Here is a 20927-nt window from a genome sequence, read left to right on the forward strand (position 1 = left end):
TTATGCTTCTACCATTGGGATACGATCTACCGAACGCTCTGCATCATTTAAAGGACGGATTTGATCACGAACCTGGGTAAATTGAATGTGTGGATCAGCCTGTTCCTCTGCACTGGCATTGATATAAGTTTGGAAACGTTTACGGATTTCAGGATTTTCCACCGCAGTACGCCATTCATCCTGATAAGTGCCAATGACATGACGCATACGGTTTTCAAGTTCTTCGGCAAGTCCAAGAGAATCCTCAACAATCACGGCTTTCAGGTAATCCAGCCCACCCTCCATATTGTCACGCCATACGCTGGTCCGTTGTAAACGGTCAGCCGTTTGGATATAAAACATAAAGAAACGGTCGATATAACGAATCAGTGTTTCGGTATCAAGGTCAGAAGCGAGTAACTCAGCATGACGTGGTTTCATGCCACCGTTACCACAAACGTATAAATTCCAGCCTTTTTCAGTCGCAATCACCCCAACATCTTTACCTTGTGCTTCGGCACATTCACGGGTACAGCCTGAAACAGCCATTTTTAATTTATGCGGTGAACGTAAACCCTTATAACGGTTCTCAAGCTCAATCGCCAAGCCAACCGAATCATCCACCCCATAACGGCACCATGTGCTACCCACACATGATTTCACGGTACGTAATGATTTACCGTAGGCATGGCCCGATTCAAAACCAGCCGCATTCAGCTCTTCCCAAATGAATGGTAATTCATGCAACTGTGCACCAAATAAATCGACACGTTGACCACCTGTGATTTTGGTATACAGGTTATATTTTTTGGCAATTTGCCCCACTGCAATCAAGCCATCTGGGGTGACTTCACCACCTGCCATACGCGGCACAACTGAGTAAGAACCATCTTTTTGGATATTGCCTAAATAATAATCGTTACTGTCTTGTAGACCTGCATGGCTTGGCTCAAGCACAAAATCGTTCCAGCATGATGCCAAGATATTGGCAGCCATCGGCTTACAGATATCACAGCCTAAGCCATGACCATGTTGATGAATAAGATCATCAAAAGTTTTGATTTCATTGACACGCACCAAGTGATAAATCTCTTGGCGTGAGTATGGGAAATGTTCACACACATGGTTATTGACTGTTACACCTTGACGTTGCAGTTCAGACTTCAACACTTGCGTGACTAAAGGCGCACAACCACCACACGCGGTTGCCGCTTTGGTACACTTTTTCAAAGCACCCAATGAAGTTGAACCGTCACAGATGGCTTGGCAAATATCCGCTTTAGATACGTTATTACATGAACAGATGGTGGCACTATCAGGCAGTAAATCTACACCACTACCGCCCGCTTTAGCACCTGAATCGGCAAAGCCTGGCATGATTAAACTTTCAGGAAGCTCAGGCACAGCCAAACCATTCAACATCATTTGTAAAAGGTCGTTATATTCCTTTGCATCGCCGACCAACACCGCACCAAGTAGTTTGGTTTTATCAGCATCCACCACGATTTTCTTATAAATCAAGGCATCTTCATCAGCATAGAAATAGCTGAGTGAGTTTGGAGTCATACCATGTGCATCACCCACCGATGCTACATCGACACCCATCAACTTCAATTTGGTGCTCATATCCGCACCAGCAAAGCAATGAGTTTCTTCTTCTAAAATATGCTTCGCTGCAATCCGTGCCATGTCATAGCCAGGGGCAACCAGACCATAGATTTTATTGTCCCAAAGTGCACATTCACCAATGGCATACACATTTGTATCTGAAGTTTGGCAATAATCATTAATCTTGATCCCGCCACGTTCACCAATGGCTAAACCACTGGAACGTGCCAACTCATCACGTGGGCGAATCCCTGCTGAGAATAAGATCACATCTGTTTCAAGCTCGCTGCCATCAGCAAATTTCATCACATGAGTCGATTGATTGCCTGCTTCAATAGATGACGTTGCTTTTTGAGTGTGGACTTTTACCCCTAAGTTTTCAATTTTACGGCGGAGAACCTTGCCACCCAGATCATCAATTTGCACTGCCATTAAGCGTGGTGCAAACTCAACTACATGCGTTTCCAAGTCTAAGTCACGCAATGCCTTGGCTGCTTCCAGACCAAGCAAGCCGCCACCAATTACCACACCTGACTTGGCATTTAAGCTTGCTGCACGGATTGCATCCAAGTCTTCAATGGTACGATAGACAAAACAGTTTTCACGATCATTGCCCGAAATTGGCGGAACAAAAGCGTAGGAACCTGTCGCCAAGACCAGTTTGTCATAGCGAATCACATCGCCAAGGCTTGTGGTTACCGTTTGTGCTGCGGTATCAATGGCAATGGCTTTGGTATTCAGTCGTAGATCAATACCATAGGCATCAGCAAAGTCAAAACGTGCAAGGGATAGGTCCTTTGCTGATTTACCTGAAAAGTATTCAGTCAAATGTACACGGTCGTATGCAATACGTGGCTCTTCAGCAAGAATCGTAATTTCCAGTTCATCATCAGCTTTCTCCAGGATGGCTTCGATGAATTTGTGCCCCACCATACCGTGACCAATCATCACTAATTTCATTGTGTCTCTCCTCAATTCTTCTCTATTTGTTCAGCTAACGGTTGCTTGCGTTGCTGTTGTTGCTGATATATCTGGTATAAGGATTTGCAAAACCAAGGCAGAATTTATCCACACGCCATGGCTTGCATTTGCATGGCGTGTAATTGAGATAAAGACTTGGAAATGTTTTGGGAAATTGAATAATGTGCAGCTGGCACCAGAACAGATAAAAAAGCGAGCCACCCTGTTGAGCAAGCTCGCGACGCTGGAACTGAAATTTTTAAGTAGGCTTACGATTACTTTATTTGTAGATAAAAAAGACATTGCCATCTCCCATACTGAACGTATATTGCTTTGCTGACACAATTCACTTGTGTAAACAAACCGATCAGATCGGACATCGTTGGCCGTCTTACAATTTAAAAAAGTCATCTTCGACTCACAAAATAATTAGCAAATGCTGTGCCAACTTCCACAACACATTTATACAATTACCATTAACCTTTGTTTTTTATAAACTTTATAGATATAAAATAAATATCGGGAGATAGACCAATGGATTCTCATACCGTCTTAGCAGGCACTGACCTGTTTTAAAGCACAATTCGCCCTGCTTCAAAACAACTCTTTTTATGCACTAAAAATGAACACAAACTTATTTTCCATAGCTAAATACAGATTTTCATTTCTTCAATAGAGAGGTAGCGATACAATAAAGCGCATAAACCCTATAAGTTAGAGGGCAATTGCACCGAATAAGACAATTAAAAACATACTTTATGGCATTAATTTTGCTTCAAAAAATTATAGGATCTTTCATATTTCGCAGTTGAAATGCCCATAAGACCCACTCATAGCACGACCTAAAATGTGCAACTATCTACTGTTGACCCTGTACACTTATGCCGAAACTTAAAATTGCACTCATTGACGATGATCAGTCTCGGGCTGAGTACATCAAAACGTGTTTGATTGAACACGACTTCGATGTGGTTGCCTGCTTTACACTTGATCACCTGAATATTTTTAAACTCGAACATCTACAGGCAGATGTGATTCTGCTGGATATGGACCATCCCCATCGCGATGTGATTGAGAGTTGTGTCAGCAATTTTGACCTGCCTACTGTCCTGTTTACCAAAAATACTGATAAAGACACTATTAAACAGGCCATTGATGCAGGCATTACCGCCTATATTGTGGATGGTATTGATCCTAGCCGCCTGCATACCATTCTGGATATTTCAATTGAACAATATAAAAAGCATAAAAAACTGGAATGTGACCTTAAGGATGCCAAAACCAAACTTGCTGACCGCAAGGATATCGAAAAGGCCAAAGTATTGCTGATGCAGTTGCATGGCTTAACCGAAGATACCGCCTTTCAATTACTGCGCAAAAACGCCATGAGCCATCGCATGACTATTGGGGAAATGGCACGCCGTTTACTCGATGCACAACAACTTTTAAGCAATCAATTAAATAGCCAGCTAAAGGATGAATAGATGAGTCATTTAGTCGAATTAGAGAAAGTGGAAAAAACCGAATTACAGCTTGGCTATATTCCCTTGCTGGATTGTGTTGCACTGCTTTGGGCAAAACATCGTGGTTTCTTTGATGACGCTGGGCTAGATGTCACACTGGTGAAAGAAGCATCCTGGGCAAGTTTACGTGATCGCCTTGCCTTTGGACTGTTGGATGCAGCGCATTGTTTATCGGCAATGTTACCTGCTGCTGCGGTTGGCGCAGACCAAATTGGTATTGCCTTACAAACCCCTTTAGTATTAAGTGAAAACCGTGCATTTATAAGTTTAAGCCAAAAGCTCTGTTATGAGCTTGATATTCAAAAACATGATTCCGCCGAGACATCTGCAAAAAAACTGCTCAGTCATATCAAACAAAATCATACTGTTTCCTTAGCCCATGTGTTTAAACACTCCATTCATCATTACTGTTTAAGGGAATGGCTGGCACTGGCCGATCCAGAACTGGCTCAGTCAATTTCAATGAAAACACTGCCCCCACCGTATATGGTTGAAGCCTTGAGCAATCATCTGGTTGATGGTTTCTGTGTGGGAGAACCGTGGAATACACAAGCTGAGCTGCAAGGACTGAGCCATATTGTCTGTTCAAGCCAGGACATTATTCCAAATGTGGCAGATAAGGTTTTAGCTGTGACCCAGGAATGGGCACAACAGCATCCAAATACCCTCGTAGCATTAACAGGTGCCATTCTAAAGGCACAGCAGGAACTTCGGGAACTAGATGATTTTGCACCTATATGGCAATTGCTGATTGAGTTTGATGTGATTCAGTTCAATTGCTCTACAGAAGTGCATGTCGAAAAATACTATATCATTCAAAATATTGTTCGGAATTTTGTCCAAGAGAATGCTGAACCCAAGCTCAGTGACTTTGAATGGCTGTTCCAACAAATGCAGAAATGGAATGGTTCTGATCAGGACGTGAAATTTGTTACTCATCAGGCTCAAAACTGTTTGTTGCCTGATATACATCACATCGCATTACAGACCATCAAATAATAGGCAAAAAAAAGCTGTCTTTAAAATTAAAGACAGCTTTGAAAGACCCATAAGAGATTACGCCAATCAAAAGTAGTCTCTTAAGTACTCACCATCTTAATCAACAAGGGTTATCTTTTTCGGACATTTTTATGTCATTAGCAGCCATCCCGAAATGGTAAAAATCATCATTTTTGCCAACCCTGAATTTTTTAAAGCTGTACAACGAACAATCACTTTTTAAAAACCTTTTGTGTCTGTCCAAAACCTAACACAAATGCTATCCATATAAATTAATCTAAAACAATATATTTCAACTAAAACAAATAAAAACAATAAATTAAAATAAAATTTAATCCTTATGGAATCAAAATCGTATATGCTAGTTGAAATTTATGATGAGTTTGCATGTAGTTAAAAAATCATCATTTGGCGAGTTTGACCATTGAGTTACACAAATCCCATGAACGAAAAGTGGCAATTCAGTTTAGAATAATGCAAAAGCAAAACACCCTAAAATTTGTCATATTTTAACATTGCCAATTCCTTGCAAAGTTTTCATTATATGCAGCATGCTTGGTATGCAACTTTCTTCATCGATTAAAATAAATTATAAAAAAATTGCAGAATTTTGTGCCATAATAAGCAAACTTTGCAGACATCTTGCAAAACATATTTGCAGTTTTAGAATTGGAGCAGGCTGAATGAGCTCAACCATTTTGGTGATTCATGGACCGAATTTAAACTTGCTAGGAAAGCGCGAACCAGAAGTCTATGGTTATCTCACCCTAGAGGATATTAACCAGCAACTCACTGCTCAGGCTAAAAATTCGTCATTGACACTGGATACCTTTCAAAGCAACTGGGAAGGCGCAATTGTGGATCGCATCCATCAGGCACAAAATGAAAATATAAAATTTATCATTATCAATCCTGCCGCCCTTACCCACACCTCTGTGGCCTTACGTGATGCCCTACTTGGTGTTGCCATCCCATTTATTGAGGTGCATTTGTCAAATGTTCACGCCCGTGAAGCATTTCGTCATCAATCATACCTGTCAGATAAAGCCATTGGCGTGATCTGTGGACTAGGTGTCAGGGGTTATTCCTTTGCACTCGATTATGCCATCGAAAAAATTCAATCTTCTAACTAATTTACACATTTAGGAATGCTCACTCATGGATATCCGTAAAATCAAGAAACTCATCGACCTGATGATTGAATCTGACTTACAAGCGATAGAAGTTAAGGAAGGCGACCAATCCATTTCACTGACTCGTCCAACGCCTGTATACGCAGCGGCTCCTGTTGCAGCACCAATCTCCTCAGCACCAGCAGCGCCTGCTGCAAAAACACCACGTGGGGCGGTTGAGACCTCTCCAATGGTTGGCGTTTTCTATTCAGCTCCAAGCCCAGGTGAACCACCATTTGTCAATGTGGGTCAAACAGTTTCTGCAGGTGAAACTCTGGGTATTATTGAAGCCATGAAAATCATGAATCCAATTGAGGCAACTCAAAGTGGTGTGATTGAAGAAATTCTGGTTAAGAATGGTGAAGTGATCCAATTTGGTCAACCGCTTTTCCGCTACCGTGCCTAATGAGTCTGGGGATTCCTATGTTGCAAAAAGTACTCATTGCAAACCGTGGTGAAATTGCTTTACGAATTACGCGGGCTTGTAAAACTCTTGGCATTAAAACTGTTGGAATTTATTCCGATGCTGACAAGGATTTAATGCATCTACGCTTTGTTGATGAAGCGGTCTGCATTGGCCCAGGTGCAAGCAGTGAAAGCTACCTAAATATTCCTGCCATTATTACCGCCGCAGAAATTACAGGTGCGGATGCCATCCATCCTGGTTATGGCTTCCTGTCAGAAAATGCCGAGTTTGCTGAAATTGTTGAAAATTCTGGCTTCATTTTCATTGGTCCACGTCCTGAACATATCCGCCTGATGGGAAATAAGGTTTCAGCGATCATGGCAATGAAGAAATCTGGTGTTCCAACTGTACCAGGTTCCGCCCATGCGGTGACACCAAACAACGCGCTTGCAGAAGCCAAAGAAATTGGCTTTCCATTGATTGTCAAGGCTGCGGCTGGTGGTGGTGGTCGTGGTATGCGTATTGTCGAGCGTGTCGATACCCTGCTTGAATCGGTACAGGCTGCCCAGCGTGATGCAGAAATGTGGTTTGGCGATGATACCGTCTATATGGAACGTTTCCTGCAAAAACCCCGTCATGTAGAAGTTCAGATACTTGGCGATGGCAATGGCCATGCAATCCATTTGTATGACCGTGACTGTTCGCTACAGCGCCGCCATCAAAAGGTTCTGGAAGAAGCACCTGCACCAAACCTGCCAGAACAGGCGCGTGCAGATATTCTGGAAGCCTGTGTCAATGCCTGTAAATTGATGCAGTATCGCGGTGCTGGTACATTCGAGTTTTTATTTGAAGAAGGCGAATTTTTCTTCATTGAAATGAATACACGGGTACAGGTTGAACATCCTGTCACTGAAATGGTCACGGGTGTGGACATTATTGAACAGCAGCTTCGTATTGCTGCGGGTTTAGGTTTAAACCTTGAACAGGATGAGATTGAGGTTAAGGGCCATGCTATTGAATGTCGTATCAATGCAGAAGACCCGACCACGTTCTTGCCATCCCCTGGAAAAATTGAAACTTTCTATGCACCAGGTGGCGCAGGTATTCGTCTAGACTCTCATATTTATCAGGGTTACAGCATTCCGCCTTACTATGATTCCATGATTGCCAAACTGATTGCACATGGGAAAGATCGCGAAACATCGTTAGCCCGTATGCGTCAGGCGCTGGATGAAATGATTTTGACAGGAATCAAGACCAATATTCCACTGCATAAAGACCTGATTTTGCAGGATGCCAATTTCTGTGAACAGGCAATGGATATCCATTATCTTGAGAAGCATTTATTAAAACAGTTGGCACAACAGGCTGAAACTGCTTAAACAAAAAAACCTCTTATAAAATTATAAGAGGTTTTTTATTGGCCTTAATTCTTTATGGTAAAACACGGCGTAAGGTTGCAAAGCACTTTTCGCCTTTTTCATTGGCACAAAAATCAATGGTATTGTCATTCGCCCATTTCACAAAGTATTGTGAAACCTCACCCGTTTGATCCTGTTGTTGACCAGAACAGTCCATCTCATTATTGTCATACTTAATCTGCAAGATCAGTGCAGGCAAACGTTCCTTATGATCTTCAGAGGGCTGGTAATCATACAGGCCATAAGACCATTCCTGACCACTTTTTATCACCACATCACTCATGCCACGGAAATTATAATATTCGACACATTTCTTGTTATTGGTAATTTCCATTCCCCACAAACCCATAATTTCTGGGCGGCTGGTGACACGAATTGCATTTGCTTTTGCAATTTGCTGCGGTGTCACTGTTTTCGCATTCACAACCGTATCTGCCATAGTCCATGTTGAGCAAGCCCATAACAATCCAATAATATAAATATTTTTCATAGATTTAATTAAGTCGTAATCTAAACGTTGCATTGGCTTAACTTAGCATATTTTTAAAGAAAATCCCGCAATCATAACCATATAAACACAATATTTTTATTCTGCAATTTATTTGATTGTTCTGCATTTTTTTAAGGTATTCTTATCCACAATCACAGTTAAAATTTTCCAGTTTATTAACGGTTTAGCTTTAGAGATAAAAGCCATGAAATTTTCTGAATACATTCAATATGACGGACTCGGTTTGGCCAAATTGGTCAGGGACAAAGAAATTCACCCATCAGAACTGTTACAGGTGGCATTGGAACACACCCACAAAGCCAATCCAAAACTGAATGCAATCATTATCCCTATGTATGAACAGGCTAAACAGCGTGCCCAGCAACCCCTTACGGGCGCATTTGCGGGTGTTCCCTTTTTGGTCAAGGACCTGTTTCAGGAATATCAAGGTGTACCCACATCCTATGGCAGCAATGCCCTTAAAAGAATCAATTACACACCTGACTTTAATGCTGAAATTGTCAATCGCTGGGAAAAAATGGGAATTGTGACTTTCGGCCGTACCAATACACCTGAGTTTGGCATCAAGGGTATTACTGAGCCAGATGCATGGGGTTCATGTCATAATCCTTGGAACTTAAAGCATAATAGTGGCGGTTCTTCGGGCGGGTCTGCCTCAGCAGTGGCTGGTGGGCTGGTCCCTGTTGCAGGAGCTGGAGATGGCGGTGGTTCAATCCGTATTCCTGCCTCCTATTGTGGGTTGTTTGGACTTAAACCGAGCCGTGGACGTACACCGTGGGGGCCACAGTTTAGTGAAGCCATGCACGGCGCAGCCATGCAGCATGTACTCTGTAAAACCGTTCGGGACAGTGCCGCCATGCTGGATGCAGTTCAGGGTCCAGAACAGGCCTCACTTTTTATCATTCAATCTCCAACCCAGAAATATCTGGATATTATCCAGCAGACTCCAAAAAAATTAACAATCGCATTTAATACCCAGTCACCGATTGGCACCAAAGTTTCAAAAGATGCGATTCAAGCGGTTCAGCAAACAGCCAAGCTTCTAGAGTCACTTGGACATATCGTGGTTGAAGACCGTCCGCAAATAAATGGTCTGGAACTTGCTAAAGACTTTATCACCACATGGTTTAGTCAGTTCTCCTACATGCAGGCACAAATTAAACACATGTCAGGTGCCACCGATGAGGATTTTGAGCTTGACTCCAATGCCTTGGCAGCCTTTGGTGCGAAAACGACAGCAACAGAATATATTCATACCTTGGGTCATTGGGGAATGTATAGCACCCAAATGAATATCTTTTTTGAAAAATATGACCTTTACCTAACCCCAACCACCGCATCAGTTGCACCCCAAAATGGTCAAGTTGCAATGCCTAGTTGGCAAAAACCTATCCTAAAAGGCTTATTAAAAGTTGGAAAAGCCCATTATCTTGCACAAGGTAAGCTGGTCGAGAAAATGGTACAAGAGAACTTGAGCTGGGTGCCTTTTACCCAATTGGCGAATGTCACAGGCTTACCCGCCATGTCTGTGCCTTTATACTGGAATAAAAATGGCTTGCCTTTGGGCAGTCAGTTTATTGCACCATTTGGGCGTGAAGACCGTTTACTTCAACTTGCCGCACAGCTTGAGCAGGCGCAACCGTGGATACCACAATATAAAAATATTCAGCTTTGATTTAACTTAGGCGCTGTCGTTTCAATTTGATTCGGCAGCCAGACCACCAAAATCAAGCCTAAAAGAACAACCACACTCGCACATAAGAAAATGGTGGCACCTGATAGAATTTGCCAATAATGCCCTGCCAATAAACTTCCCGATGCTACGCCAAGCCCCCACATGGTGCTATAAAGTGCCTGCCCGCGACCTTGCTGTTCGGCAGAGAAATTCTGGAAGATAACTTTCATTGCAATCAGGTGAAAAAGCCCGAAACTAAATGCATGCAGGCATTGTGCTAAAAGCTGCCCAACAAAATGTGTATTTAATATACCCACCAACAACCAGCGTAAACTGGTCAATATCAAACAAACAGTAACAAGTGTCCTCCAGGAAAAGCGGATAAAAAAGACTTTTTGCGCCACTGCAAACATCACAATCTCAGCAATCACACCTGTCGCCCATAAAGTTCCAATCTGCATGGTACTAAAACCGATTTCTTTCAGGAAATTGCTATAGAAGCTATAAAAAGGTGCCTGTGAAAACAGTAAAATAAACTCAATACCAAAAAAGGCGGCCACCATTGGTTTTTTTAAAATTGGTAATAAAGGTTCTAGCCTCTTTTGCGAGCTTGGCGCATGTTCAGGCTCCTTAATGCTAAATGACCATAAAAAGGCCAAAAATGAGACTGACAATAGTAGAATCGGTAACATTGAAATTGGAATGATTTCCAATAATGCGCCTATGGCAAATACCCCAACAATAAAGCCGACTGAACCCCATTTCCGAACCTTGCCATAGAGCTCAGCTCGCTTTTCACCCAGCCAGAATAAAGTCACCCCCTCAAACTGTGCCAGAATCGCATTCTGGAAAAAGCTGAAAACCAGCATCAATAAAGCAATCGATTGAAAGCTATTCGGAATTATAAAAATTGCAAACCAGATACAGGCTTCCATCCATGTCGCAATTCGTACCAGTAGCATCCGCTTGCCTGATTTATCTGCAATCCATCCCCAAATCAAGGGGGCAAAAAAACGGGTAATAATTGCAATCGAAGATAAAATCCCAATTTGCTGATAATTAAATCCCTGATCTTGTAGATAGAGGTTCCAATAAGGCATGAACGTTCCCACTATGGAATAATAGAACAGGTAGAAACCACCCAAGCGTGTCTGGATATTCAGGGATTGCAACAATTTAAGGGCCTTATCAGCAAATGTATATTGAAATCGGAAAATTTATTCAGATAGGTCGAACTGAATTTTAGCTGATTTAAGAGAATAATTCTCAAGTCTAACAATTCATTACTTGTGGTTAGAGACCGTTCTTGGCATGGTTTGTGGATTGCTTAATTATAGGAATCTCCTGCCTATGGCTAGCCCTGCACAAGCTATAAGACATAAATTACTCAATACTTTCTTTTCAAGACATTCGGTTTGGTTCCTTTGTATCCTGATCACGCTGACTATTAGCTGGTTCAAGGTCATTTATACCCCGCATAGCATTTATTATTTTATTTCCGACACTTTATTGAATGGGCTTTGGCTTGTGACAAGCCTGCTCAGTGTGGTTGGCTTATATGACCTGCTCCAGAAAAAGCATGCGATTTTAAGAAATTATCCAATTCTGGGACATTTCCGTTTTATTTTTGAAGATGTTCGCCCCGAAATCCGCCAGTATTTTATTGAAGCCGATCAGGATGCATTGCCCTTTTCCAGAATGCAACGCAGCCTGGTTTATCAACGTGCAAAAAATGAAAATGCAGACAAGCCCTTTGGTTCCATCATTGATGTCTATCAACCCAACTACCGTTTTATTGTGCATTCGATGGCACCCTGCCCACCTGCCGATCCATCCACTTTTCGTGTTCTGATTGGCAATGCGCAATGCAGCCAGCCTTATAGCGCCTCAATCATGAATATCTCAGCCATGAGTTTTGGCAGCCTAAGTGCCAATGCGATTCGGGCATTAAACAAGGGTGCCCAACTGGGCAACTTTTACCACGATACAGGTGAAGGTAGTTTAAGCCCTTACCATCTGGAAAATGGCGGCGATATTGTCTGGCAGATTGCCAGTGGCTATTTTGGTTGTCGTACACCTGAGGGATTATTTGATCCTGAGAAATTTGCTCTACAGGCACAAAATCCAAAAATTAAAATGATTGAGCTTAAACTCTCGCAAGGTGCCAAGCCAGGTCACGGTGGCATTTTACCCAAACATAAAATCTCTGAGGAGATTGCCCGAATTCGCGGTGTTTCCAGAGACCACGACTGTATTTCCCCATCTCGTCATCCAAGCTTTAACACCCCCATTGAAATGATGCATTTCATTCAAAAACTGAGGGACCTGTCTGGTGGCAAACCTGTTGGCTTCAAATTATGTATTGGGCAGCCCTGGCAATTTATGAGTATCGTCAAGGCAATGCTTGCAACTGGAATCATTCCTGATTTTGTGGTGGTGGATGGTTCCGAGGGAGGAACGGGCGCTGCGCCAATTGAATTTAGTGACTACATTGGCACTCCCTTACGAGAGGGCCTACGTTTTGTACATAACACGCTGGTAGGTGCAGGATTACGCGGTCAGGTCAAGATCGGCGCCAGTGGAAAGATTATCAGCGCGTTTGACATTGCCAGTACATTTGCACTTGGCGCGGATTGGGTCAATTCCGCACGAGGGTTTATGTTCGCTGTAGGTTGTATTCAGGCACAAAGTTGCCATACCAATCAATGTCCAGTTGGAGTTGCCACACAGGATAAAGATCGACAAAAAGCCATTGATGTACCCAGCAAGGCGGAACGTGTTTTTAATTTTCATAAAAATACACTGCATGCGCTTTCTGAAATGATCGCCGCCGCGGGTTTACGTCATCCCTCAGATATTAAGGCGCATCATTTGGCGCAGCGTTTAAATGATCGTGAAATTAAAAATTATGCCCAGATTCATTTTTTCCTCAAGGAAAATGAATTACTGCAAAATAATTTGGATGATGATGAAAATTTTTATTATCGAATGTGGAAACTGGCGGATGCGGATCAGTTTTAATACAAAATTTAAATAAGAAATCACCACTAGTAATAGTGGTGATTTGGCTTCGCATGTAAAAAAGCAGGAATCAAACCTGTCAGTGCAGCACGTATATCAGCACGTTCATTGATCAATTGATGTGAACCCTCTTCCAGCATCAACAAAGTCTGCAACCTAAACTTACGGCGAATATATTCAATGTTATAGCGCCAATCGACTGTTTGATCGAGTGCACCTTGCGCCAACCAAACTGGAATACGACAGGCTGGACGCTGTTCCATTTCCAGCATCCATTTTGACATGGCCAAAATCCAGTCCATGCCCATCATACGCGGTTGTAATGGATCTTTTAAACGCACAAAACGCAAAAATTCAGGGTTATGGTTATTACGGCGAAAATGTCGTGGCACTTGGGTTTTAATGCGACGAATAATACCTAGGCCAACTGAATTGTGCCACCAGGCGGTTTTAGCGGGACGAATCAACGGTGACAATAACAGAACCCGATCAACAATTGGATCTTCACGACGTTCTGCAAACTCCAGTAAATGATGCATCCAGATTGCACCACCTGTACTTTGACCAATGCCTAACCACGGTCTAGGCAACTGTTTGGCCCCACGAACCGCTTCATATACTGCATGTAAAACCTGTTGGTAATGGTCAAAATTCTGGATACTGGCAGGTGAACCATTACTTAGTCCGTGCCCAGGAAGATCATAGGTAATCACACTAAATCCCTGATCCAGGATTTCCTGGATAATCGGCTGATAGATTCCACTGTGTTCCAAATAGCCATGCAGCAGGCAGACTGTCCCCTGAATCTTTTGTTGTCTTGGCTGAAATACCTGCACATGCAAACGGAACAACGGCATTTCCACATAACCCTGCCAATGCTCACAGTCCAGCAAGTGTAAGCCATAAAGCTTACGATAGGCCTGTAAAGGTTTAGAGGGTTCAGTTGTGGTTGATAAATCCAGTGGCTCCAAAACCTGTGGTGTGGTTTCACGATTCGGAACAGGTAAATCCAGTTGTTTGAGTATTGTCGGATTTAAAAAAGGAATATTGGACATTATGGTATCTCCCGACAATCACTAGAGCCAAATAACATATCACGAACCGTGGCAAGCATTTCATAATTGGCACGGCGACTATGGTCATAATTTTGTTGGCTAGGTCGCCAACGGGTCAAGCTGGTTGGCATGGGTGCAAACACAGGAACGGTTTCAATACCATTCAAGGCAAATAAACGGCGTGTCCGTGGCATATGATATTCATCAGTAATCAGGATCACGGTGGGCGCGCCGCCTTTCTTTTGCAGGAGCAAAGAGCTGAATCTGGAATTCTCACAGGTATTCATGCTTCTATTTTCAAGCAGCTTGGCCTCAATACCACGTTGCTTTAACCATGCCTGCATATAGGGGGCTTCCACACCACTTAACACAATCGGCAAGTTATACTTTTTTTCCACACTCAAGGTCTTTTCCAGACGTAAGCGTGTGTAGTTGTTCACCACAATATCTTTACCATTTTCAGCAAGGGTCAATCCTCCACCGAGCACCACAATTGCATAAGGCTGTGAGGTATTTTTAGGCTCAAAACCATCATCTTTATTCTTTTTAAGTTCAACCAGGTCTTTATTGGTCTCGTCCTTTTCATCCTCATTCACAGGCAATGCAACAGGATAGGTTTCTAAAAATGCCAGATACTTACCCATGAGCGCCTGATTATCAGGTGTATTGCCTTGTAAGAAATCCGTTGGAGAACTGATCACAACGGCTGAACTGTCCTGATCCTGCTCTGCTTTTTGGTTTAGCAATGGAATGTTGTTTTTCTTCTCTTTTTGCTCTTCTTTTTCCTGTTCATCAATAATGGTTTGTTGCAGCAATTTATAGCGCGCCTGTATCAACCTTAAATCTTCAGGTTTTTCTGACTGAAAAGTTTTTTCCATCAGCTTTAAATAGGCCTGACGCGCAATCCATAAGTTGGAACCAGGTTCCAGATTCTCATGCTCACTTAAAGCCGCTGCCTTCTGGCTTTCAGCGGCCACCTCATTGACATCAACAGGTACAAAAGAATTTAACCCTTTCACCACAAGCTGTGAGTAAAATGGAGAATATAAAAAAAGCACAAAGCAGCCCAATAGCACAAATAGTATGGTGGCTATCCGCACTAAACTGACCATCCAATGTACTTGCGCCATATCACTCCTTATGCAGTATGGGGCTGAATCAAACCTTGCTCACTATATAACACAGGTTCAGGTTCAAGCTGAATACTAAACTTTTGTTTTACATCATTTTGTACAGCACTATAAGTACTTTTCACATCTTCCAGCGTTGCATCGGCATAATTAACCAAAACCAGTGCCTGTTTATGGAACATGCCAACACAACCTAGTTGCCTGCCTTTCCAGCCCGCCTGATCAATCAACCATCCAGCAGCCACCTTAACATTGTCGTTGGCTTGGGGATAATGCGGAATGTTGGGAAAGTGTTGAGAAAGTTTTTCAAATTCAGCATGAGTCAGAACGGGATTTTTAAAGAAACTGCCCACATTCGGAAACGCTTTGGGATCAGGCAATTTACTTTGACGAATCTGTATCACCTGATTTTGCAGGTTCTCAGCCGTTTGTTCATCTCCAACCGCCTGCTTTAAATCACCATAATTCAGTTTCAAATGAGCTTGTTTTAATAACTTAAAAGTGACACTAACAATAATGTAACGATTGGGATGATCTTTAAAAATACTGTGACGGTAAGCAAAATGACAATCCTGAGCTAAAATGGAGTCAAAGCATTTCAGTTTACGGTCATACACCTGTACCGACTCAATAAACTCACCTACCTCAACACCATAGGCACCAATATTCTGTACAGGTGATGCCCCAACCAAACCTGGGATTAGGGCCAGATTTTGCAGACCGAACCAGTTCTGCTGGGTGCTGTATAAAACAAAATCATGCCAGACCTGTCCCGCACCCACTTTAACTGTGATGGTTTGGTCATCCTCAGTAAGGATTGCAATGCCCTGAATATTTAAATGAATTGCCAGTGCCTGAATGCGCTGTGGCAACAACAGGTTACTGCCACCCGATAAAATCAGGACATTGAGCTGCTGCTGTTCAGCAAATGCCAATGCCTCAACCACATCATCAGGCTGATTGATCTGGACATAATGCGAAACAGTGGCATTTAAATTGAGCGTGTTTAATCTTTTGAGTTGAACCTGCTGTTGTACATGCATGTGTAATTAAATCCTATTGCCCTGCCTGCATTTGCTTTTTAAGAATATCGATCCATGCCTGACTGCTTGATTCACATTGATTCAGGACACGATCAAAGCCATCCGCCCCACCATAGTAAGGATCAGGAACTGCCTGCTGGTTAAAATGAGGATCATGCTCACTCATCAATGCAATTTTGGCACGAATCTGTTCAGCACCAAACTGGCGTACCGCTTTCGACAGGAGTGACTGAATATCATCAAAATTCTCATGGTCCATTGCAAGAATCAGGTCAAATTCAATGAAATCTTCAAGAATAATTTGTCTGGCACGTAAGCCCGATAAATCATAACCACGCTGTAGCGCATGTTTTTGGCTTCGCGCATCGGGTGCCTTGTTTGGGTGATAATTGCTGGTCCCTGCCGAATCAACCCATACATTTAAACCATGCACATCACAATAATGTCTGAGGATTGCTTCCGCTGTGGGTGAACGGCATATATTTCCTAAACAGACACATAACACCTTATAGGGCGTTGGGGATGGCATAATCACCTCAAAACTACACTTTTTAGAGCATCTTATGGTAATTTATTTGTGCAGTGAAACCTATAGTTGCCTTATATAAAAATGTTGTATTTATTAGAATTTGTTGGCATTTTGTCTAGGATTGCGACATAGGTCAGGTATGGACAATGATTTGTCAAAGATAGAAATAAGGATGTATGTATGAACCAGTTTCAGTTCCAGACCGTTCCCAACATTATTGCGGGTTTAGGTTCGATACAAGAACTTAAAACCATCTTGTCACAACATGATTATAAAAAAGCGCTTCTGGTCACTGATGCAGGCATGATTCAGCATCAGCTTCATTTACCCATTCTGGAAATTCTGGATCAGGTGGGTCTCAAGCCTATCATTTATTCTGATATTCAGGCTGACCCACCTGAACATATTGTTTTAGAAGCGGTTGATTTCGCCAAACAGGAAAAAATTGATGTCATCATCGGTTTTGGCGGCGGTAGTTCCATGGATGTCGCCAAAATCATTGCCCTGCTTGCACATCCTGAACAACAACAAAACCTCAGTGAGATTTATGGGGTTAATCAGGCCAAGGCTCCCCGCTTACCTCTTATTCTGATTCCAACAACGGCTGGAACGGGTTCAGAAGTCACTCCAATTTCGATTGTCACCACTGGTGCAACCACCAAAATGGGCGTAGTCTCTCCTATCCTTTATGCCGATGTTGCCATTCTGGATGCGACATTTACGCAAGGCTTACCTGCGCATATCACTGCGGCAACGGGTATTGATGCAATGGTCCATGCAATTGAAGCTTATACCTCCAATATCAAGAAAAATTTTTATGCCGATATGCTGGCAAAAAATGCCTTGCAACTGCTCAACCATAACCTTGCCAAGGTATTAAAAAATGGTGCGGACTTAGAAGCTCGCCAAAATATGCTGGTCGGTTCAATGTTGGCAGGCCAGGCTTTTGCCAATGCACCTGTCGGTGCAGTTCATTCCTTGGCCTATCCACTCGGTGGGCATTTCCATCTGTCCCATGGGCATACCAATGCACTGGTGCTGGTTGAAGTGCTAAAATTCAATGCGCCGAAAGCTAAACAACACTATGCAGAGTTAATGCAGTTATTAGACCCTCGCAGCACAGGCTGTACCGATGGCCTATGTGATTTATTCATTGACCATATGCAAAACCATCTGGATCAAAGTGGTCTAACGCTAAAACTAAAGGATCTGGATATTGCCGAGGCAAAATTACCGCAGTTGGCTAAGGATGCCATGCTGCAAACCCGACTGTTGCAGAACAATCCAAGAGAAATGACCGAACAAGATGCTTTACAGATTTATCAGGCGATTTATGCATGAGTAAACCCACTTTAAAAACACGCGGACAGTTTAAATTCTTTTTTCCAATTCAGACCCGATGGGCGGATAATGACATTTACGGTCATGTCAACAATGTCACTTACTACAGCTATTTTGATACCGCAGCCAATTCGTTACTGATCCAAAAAACGGGATTTAACATTCACAACAGTGAGATCATTGGTTTGGTGGTGGATTCAGCCTGTAGTTTCTTACAGGAACTCTCCTTTCCTGAAATGGTTGAAGTTGGTGTAGCCATTGGAAAGATTGGCAACTCTTCACTGCGTTATGAGCTGGCAATTTTTAAGCAAGACCAAGCGCAAGCAGCGGCTCAAGGGCATTTTGTGCATGTGTTTGTGGATCGGGAAACTCGGAAAAGTACCGCGATTCCACAAGATATGCGCGACGTACTGACTGAATACTTATTAGTGGACTAAAAGATCAGCCCTTTTATTCCAACCGATTACAGTTTCAGTTGAATATTCTGTAACTCACCATCAAAGGTTTCAATTAAACTTTTAATGGTAGGTTCCTGCTGTAATAACTCAACAGCCCGATGAAACGCCTTTTCCTTACGCATGACCTGCATGGTAAAAGGTGTTATCGAATCAATATCTTGATATTGCACATTAAACTGTGTATTCGGCCACTGTAATTTAAGAGCATCTTCCAATGCCTGCCTTAGTTGTGACAACATGCCCTCGTATTTCTGCGGAATATGAAACACAGATGAACCATTAATATGCCCCTGCATAATGCCATGCTGTGCCAACTCCTGAACGGCTGGCGAAAGTTCACTATTTCTAAACCAATATTCCCATTTATCCAGATTCCACTCGCCCTCCAAAACCTGTTCACGAAGTTTAAGAATATCTTGAGGCATGAGATTGGCTTGGTCTACCAAATGCATCGTTTCAACCTGTTGAACTACATCAACCACAGGCATGGCAAATTGGTTATCAATTTGCTGTTCCGTAGCAATAAATGTTTCTTCAAACAATTCAGGTTCAGCCTTAACGTTTAGCTCAGGTGCTTGATTGATGATTTGTGTAACTTCAGTTTGTTCTTCTACGGGAAAGATCAATACCTCATCTGATTCTGTGAATTCACTGGAATGAGCATTTTGCTGGGTAGTTGAAACATCCAACCCAATCAGTTGCCCATCCGCTGCATCAAAAACCATAACATTCTCATCCTGAATAATAGGTTCAGGTTCAGGTTCAGGTTCAGGTTCAGGTTCAGGTTCAGGTTCAGGTTCAGGTTCAGGTTCAGGTTCAGGTTCAGGTTCAACACTAACGATTTCTTGCTGAACAACAAGGGGTTCTTCAACAATAGTAACTTGCTGCAATTGCTGAATATCTGATGAGCTTGGCTCAGTTGAAACGACTTGTGTATGAGAAACAGTAATATTTTGTGGACTTGTAGCAGCAATAGTGACTTCACCAGTCGATAGCGGTCTAAATGCGAGCAAACGCAATACACACATTTCAAAACCTTGCTCTTGCGTGACTGCAAGTTGCAGATCAGATCGTCCCTTACATGCAATCTGATAGTAAAGCTGCAAATCCTGAGCAGAAATTAGTTTAGATAATTGCAGAATTTTTCGATTGATTTCTTCACTGTATTTCAAGGCAAGATCAGGCAGATACTGCAACACTGCCAACTCATGCAAGGTTGAAACCAACTGATCCAGAACCAGAGAAACATCTAAGGCCTGCTGTCTAAACTGCAACAACAACTGGCTAACATGCGCTTGCTGGTTGTGATGAATTGCTAAAATCAGCTCATAAATAATGGTTCGGTCAATCAAGCCAAGCATGTCTTTGACATCTTGATGATGCACAGTTCCCTGACCATAAGCAATGGCCTGATCCGTTAAGGATAGTGCATCACGTAATGAACCCTGTGCCGATTCAGCAATTTGCCAGATCGCATCCTGATCAGCTTCGATATGTTCTTTATTTAAAATTGCGGTTAGATGCGTGGTAATCTCATCAACAGCCAAAGGACGCAGGGTAAACTGCAAACAACGGGAAATCACCGTAATGGGTAATTTCTGTGGATCAGTGGTTGCAAACAAGAACTTTACATGCTCTGGCGGTTCTTCCAGCGTTTTTAACAAGGCATTAAATGAATGCGTTGAAAGCATGTGCACTTCGTCAATCAGGTAGACTTTGAAGCGACCCTGGGTTGGTGCATAAGGGACATTGTCCAGTAACTCACGGGTATCTTCAACCTTGGTACGTGACGCAGCATCAATCTCGATTAAATCAATGAAACGTCCTTCATTCACTGCCTTACAAGTCGCACAAACTTCACACGGCGTTGAGGTTACACCCGTTTCACAGTTCAGGCATTTGGCTAAAATACGGGCAATTGTGGTTTTACCCACACCACGTGTCCCTGTAAATAAATAAGCATGATGCAGTCGTCCACGCTCCAATGCGCTGGTCAACGCACGGGAAACATGATTCTGCCCCACTAACTCATTGAAATTACGTGGACGGTATTTTCTTGCCAATACTTGATACATGGATACTCCTTATAGCCGCTT

The 20927-nt window shown here is 42.6% G+C and carries 18 protein-coding genes; 10 read left to right on the forward strand and 8 right to left on the reverse strand.

What is annotated here, in order from left to right; genetic code table 11:
• Positions 1-2547, reverse strand: a complete 2547-nt coding sequence (gene nirB, locus QTA56_RS03135) for a nitrite reductase large subunit NirB (RefSeq protein WP_267979488.1) — start codon at positions 2545-2547, stop codon at positions 1-3.
• Position 2548: 1 nt separating this feature from the next.
• On the opposite strand from nirB, the gene QTA56_RS03140 reads away from it, so the two are divergent.
• The 6 genes from QTA56_RS03140 (at position 2549) to accC (ending at position 8029) form a co-directional block, all read left to right on the forward strand.
• A complete protein-coding gene (locus QTA56_RS03140) occupies positions 2549-2887 on the forward strand; it encodes a hypothetical protein (protein ID WP_267979489.1) in 339 nt (112 codons plus the stop codon).
• A gap of 541 nt (positions 2888-3428) precedes the next feature.
• A complete protein-coding gene (locus QTA56_RS03145) occupies positions 3429-4031 on the forward strand; it encodes an ANTAR domain-containing response regulator (protein ID WP_267979490.1) in 603 nt (200 codons plus the stop codon).
• On the forward strand, positions 4032-5069 hold the full coding sequence (locus QTA56_RS03150) for an ABC transporter substrate-binding protein (protein WP_267979491.1): 1038 nt from the start codon (positions 4032-4034) through the stop codon (positions 5067-5069).
• 683 nt (positions 5070-5752) lie between these two features.
• Positions 5753-6202 (forward strand): type II 3-dehydroquinate dehydratase, encoded by a 450-nt coding sequence (gene aroQ / locus QTA56_RS03155; protein WP_267979492.1) that lies wholly within the window; start codon positions 5753-5755, stop codon positions 6200-6202.
• 25 nt (positions 6203-6227) lie between these two features.
• Entirely contained in the window at positions 6228-6647 is a 420-nt protein-coding gene (gene accB, locus QTA56_RS03160; RefSeq protein ID WP_267979493.1) for an acetyl-CoA carboxylase biotin carboxyl carrier protein, read from the forward strand.
• 17 nt (positions 6648-6664) lie between these two features.
• Positions 6665-8029 (forward strand): acetyl-CoA carboxylase biotin carboxylase subunit, encoded by a 1365-nt coding sequence (gene accC / locus QTA56_RS03165; protein ID WP_267979494.1) that lies wholly within the window; start codon positions 6665-6667, stop codon positions 8027-8029.
• A gap of 52 nt (positions 8030-8081) precedes the next feature.
• Here the strand turns inward: accC and QTA56_RS03170 are convergent, their stop codons facing one another.
• Positions 8082-8558: a hypothetical protein gene (locus QTA56_RS03170; protein ID WP_267980030.1), complete on the reverse strand. Its 477-nt coding sequence runs from the start codon at positions 8556-8558 to the stop codon at positions 8082-8084.
• Positions 8559-8763: 205 nt separating this feature from the next.
• On the opposite strand from QTA56_RS03170, the gene QTA56_RS03175 reads away from it, so the two are divergent.
• Entirely contained in the window at positions 8764-10254 is a 1491-nt protein-coding gene (locus QTA56_RS03175) for an amidase (protein WP_267979495.1), read from the forward strand.
• On the opposite strand, the gene QTA56_RS03180 is transcribed toward QTA56_RS03175, so the two are convergent.
• A complete protein-coding gene (locus QTA56_RS03180) occupies positions 10245-11429 on the reverse strand; it encodes an MFS transporter (RefSeq protein ID WP_267979496.1) in 1185 nt (394 codons plus the stop codon). The genes QTA56_RS03175 and QTA56_RS03180 overlap by 10 nt on opposite strands.
• 175 nt (positions 11430-11604) lie before the next feature.
• Between QTA56_RS03180 and QTA56_RS03185 the strand changes: the two genes are divergently transcribed.
• A complete protein-coding gene (locus QTA56_RS03185; RefSeq protein ID WP_267979497.1) occupies positions 11605-13275 on the forward strand; it encodes an FMN-binding glutamate synthase family protein in 1671 nt (556 codons plus the stop codon).
• A gap of 26 nt (positions 13276-13301) precedes the next feature.
• On the opposite strand, the gene QTA56_RS03190 is transcribed toward QTA56_RS03185, so the two are convergent.
• Genes QTA56_RS03190 through QTA56_RS03205 form a run of 4 tightly spaced genes read right to left on the reverse strand, consistent with a single transcriptional unit; the run spans position 13302 to position 17032 of the window.
• On the reverse strand, positions 13302-14330 hold the full coding sequence (locus tag QTA56_RS03190; RefSeq protein ID WP_004799324.1) for an alpha/beta hydrolase: 1029 nt from the start codon (positions 14328-14330) through the stop codon (positions 13302-13304).
• Complete coding sequence (locus QTA56_RS03195) at positions 14330-15460, reverse strand: YdcF family protein (RefSeq protein WP_267979498.1); 1131 nt, start codon at positions 15458-15460, stop codon at positions 14330-14332. Before QTA56_RS03195 ends, QTA56_RS03190 begins: the two co-directional genes overlap by 1 nt.
• An 8-nt stretch (positions 15461-15468) precedes the next feature.
• Positions 15469-16503 carry a UDP-N-acetylmuramate dehydrogenase gene (murB, locus tag QTA56_RS03200; RefSeq protein ID WP_267979499.1) on the reverse strand — a complete coding sequence of 345 codons (1035 nt, stop codon included), beginning with the start codon at positions 16501-16503 and terminating at the stop codon, positions 15469-15471.
• Between the two features lie 13 nt (positions 16504-16516).
• Positions 16517-17032, reverse strand: coding sequence for a low molecular weight protein-tyrosine-phosphatase (locus QTA56_RS03205; RefSeq protein ID WP_267979500.1), 516 nt, complete (start codon positions 17030-17032; stop codon positions 16517-16519).
• Positions 17033-17212: 180 nt separating this feature from the next.
• Here QTA56_RS03205 and QTA56_RS03210 point away from each other — a divergent pair, with 180 nt between their 5' ends.
• Both QTA56_RS03210 and QTA56_RS03215 read left to right on the forward strand, forming a co-directional pair.
• Positions 17213-18373, forward strand: coding sequence for an iron-containing alcohol dehydrogenase (locus QTA56_RS03210; RefSeq protein WP_267979501.1), 1161 nt, complete (start codon positions 17213-17215; stop codon positions 18371-18373).
• The gene (locus QTA56_RS03215; protein ID WP_267979502.1) at positions 18370-18810 is read left to right on the forward strand and encodes an acyl-CoA thioesterase; all 441 of its coding nucleotides are present in this window, start codon (positions 18370-18372) and stop codon (positions 18808-18810) included. Before QTA56_RS03210 ends, QTA56_RS03215 begins: the two co-directional genes overlap by 4 nt.
• A 26-nt stretch (positions 18811-18836) precedes the next feature.
• Here the strand turns inward: QTA56_RS03215 and dnaX are convergent, their stop codons facing one another.
• The gene (gene dnaX, locus QTA56_RS03220; RefSeq protein ID WP_267979503.1) at positions 18837-20906 is read right to left on the reverse strand and encodes a DNA polymerase III subunit gamma/tau; all 2070 of its coding nucleotides are present in this window, start codon (positions 20904-20906) and stop codon (positions 18837-18839) included.
• Between the last annotated feature and the right edge of the window lie 21 nt (positions 20907-20927).

This window comes from Acinetobacter thutiue (assembly GCF_030385805.1).
GTDB classification, from domain to species: Bacteria; Pseudomonadota; Gammaproteobacteria; order Pseudomonadales; family Moraxellaceae; genus Acinetobacter; species Acinetobacter corruptisaponis.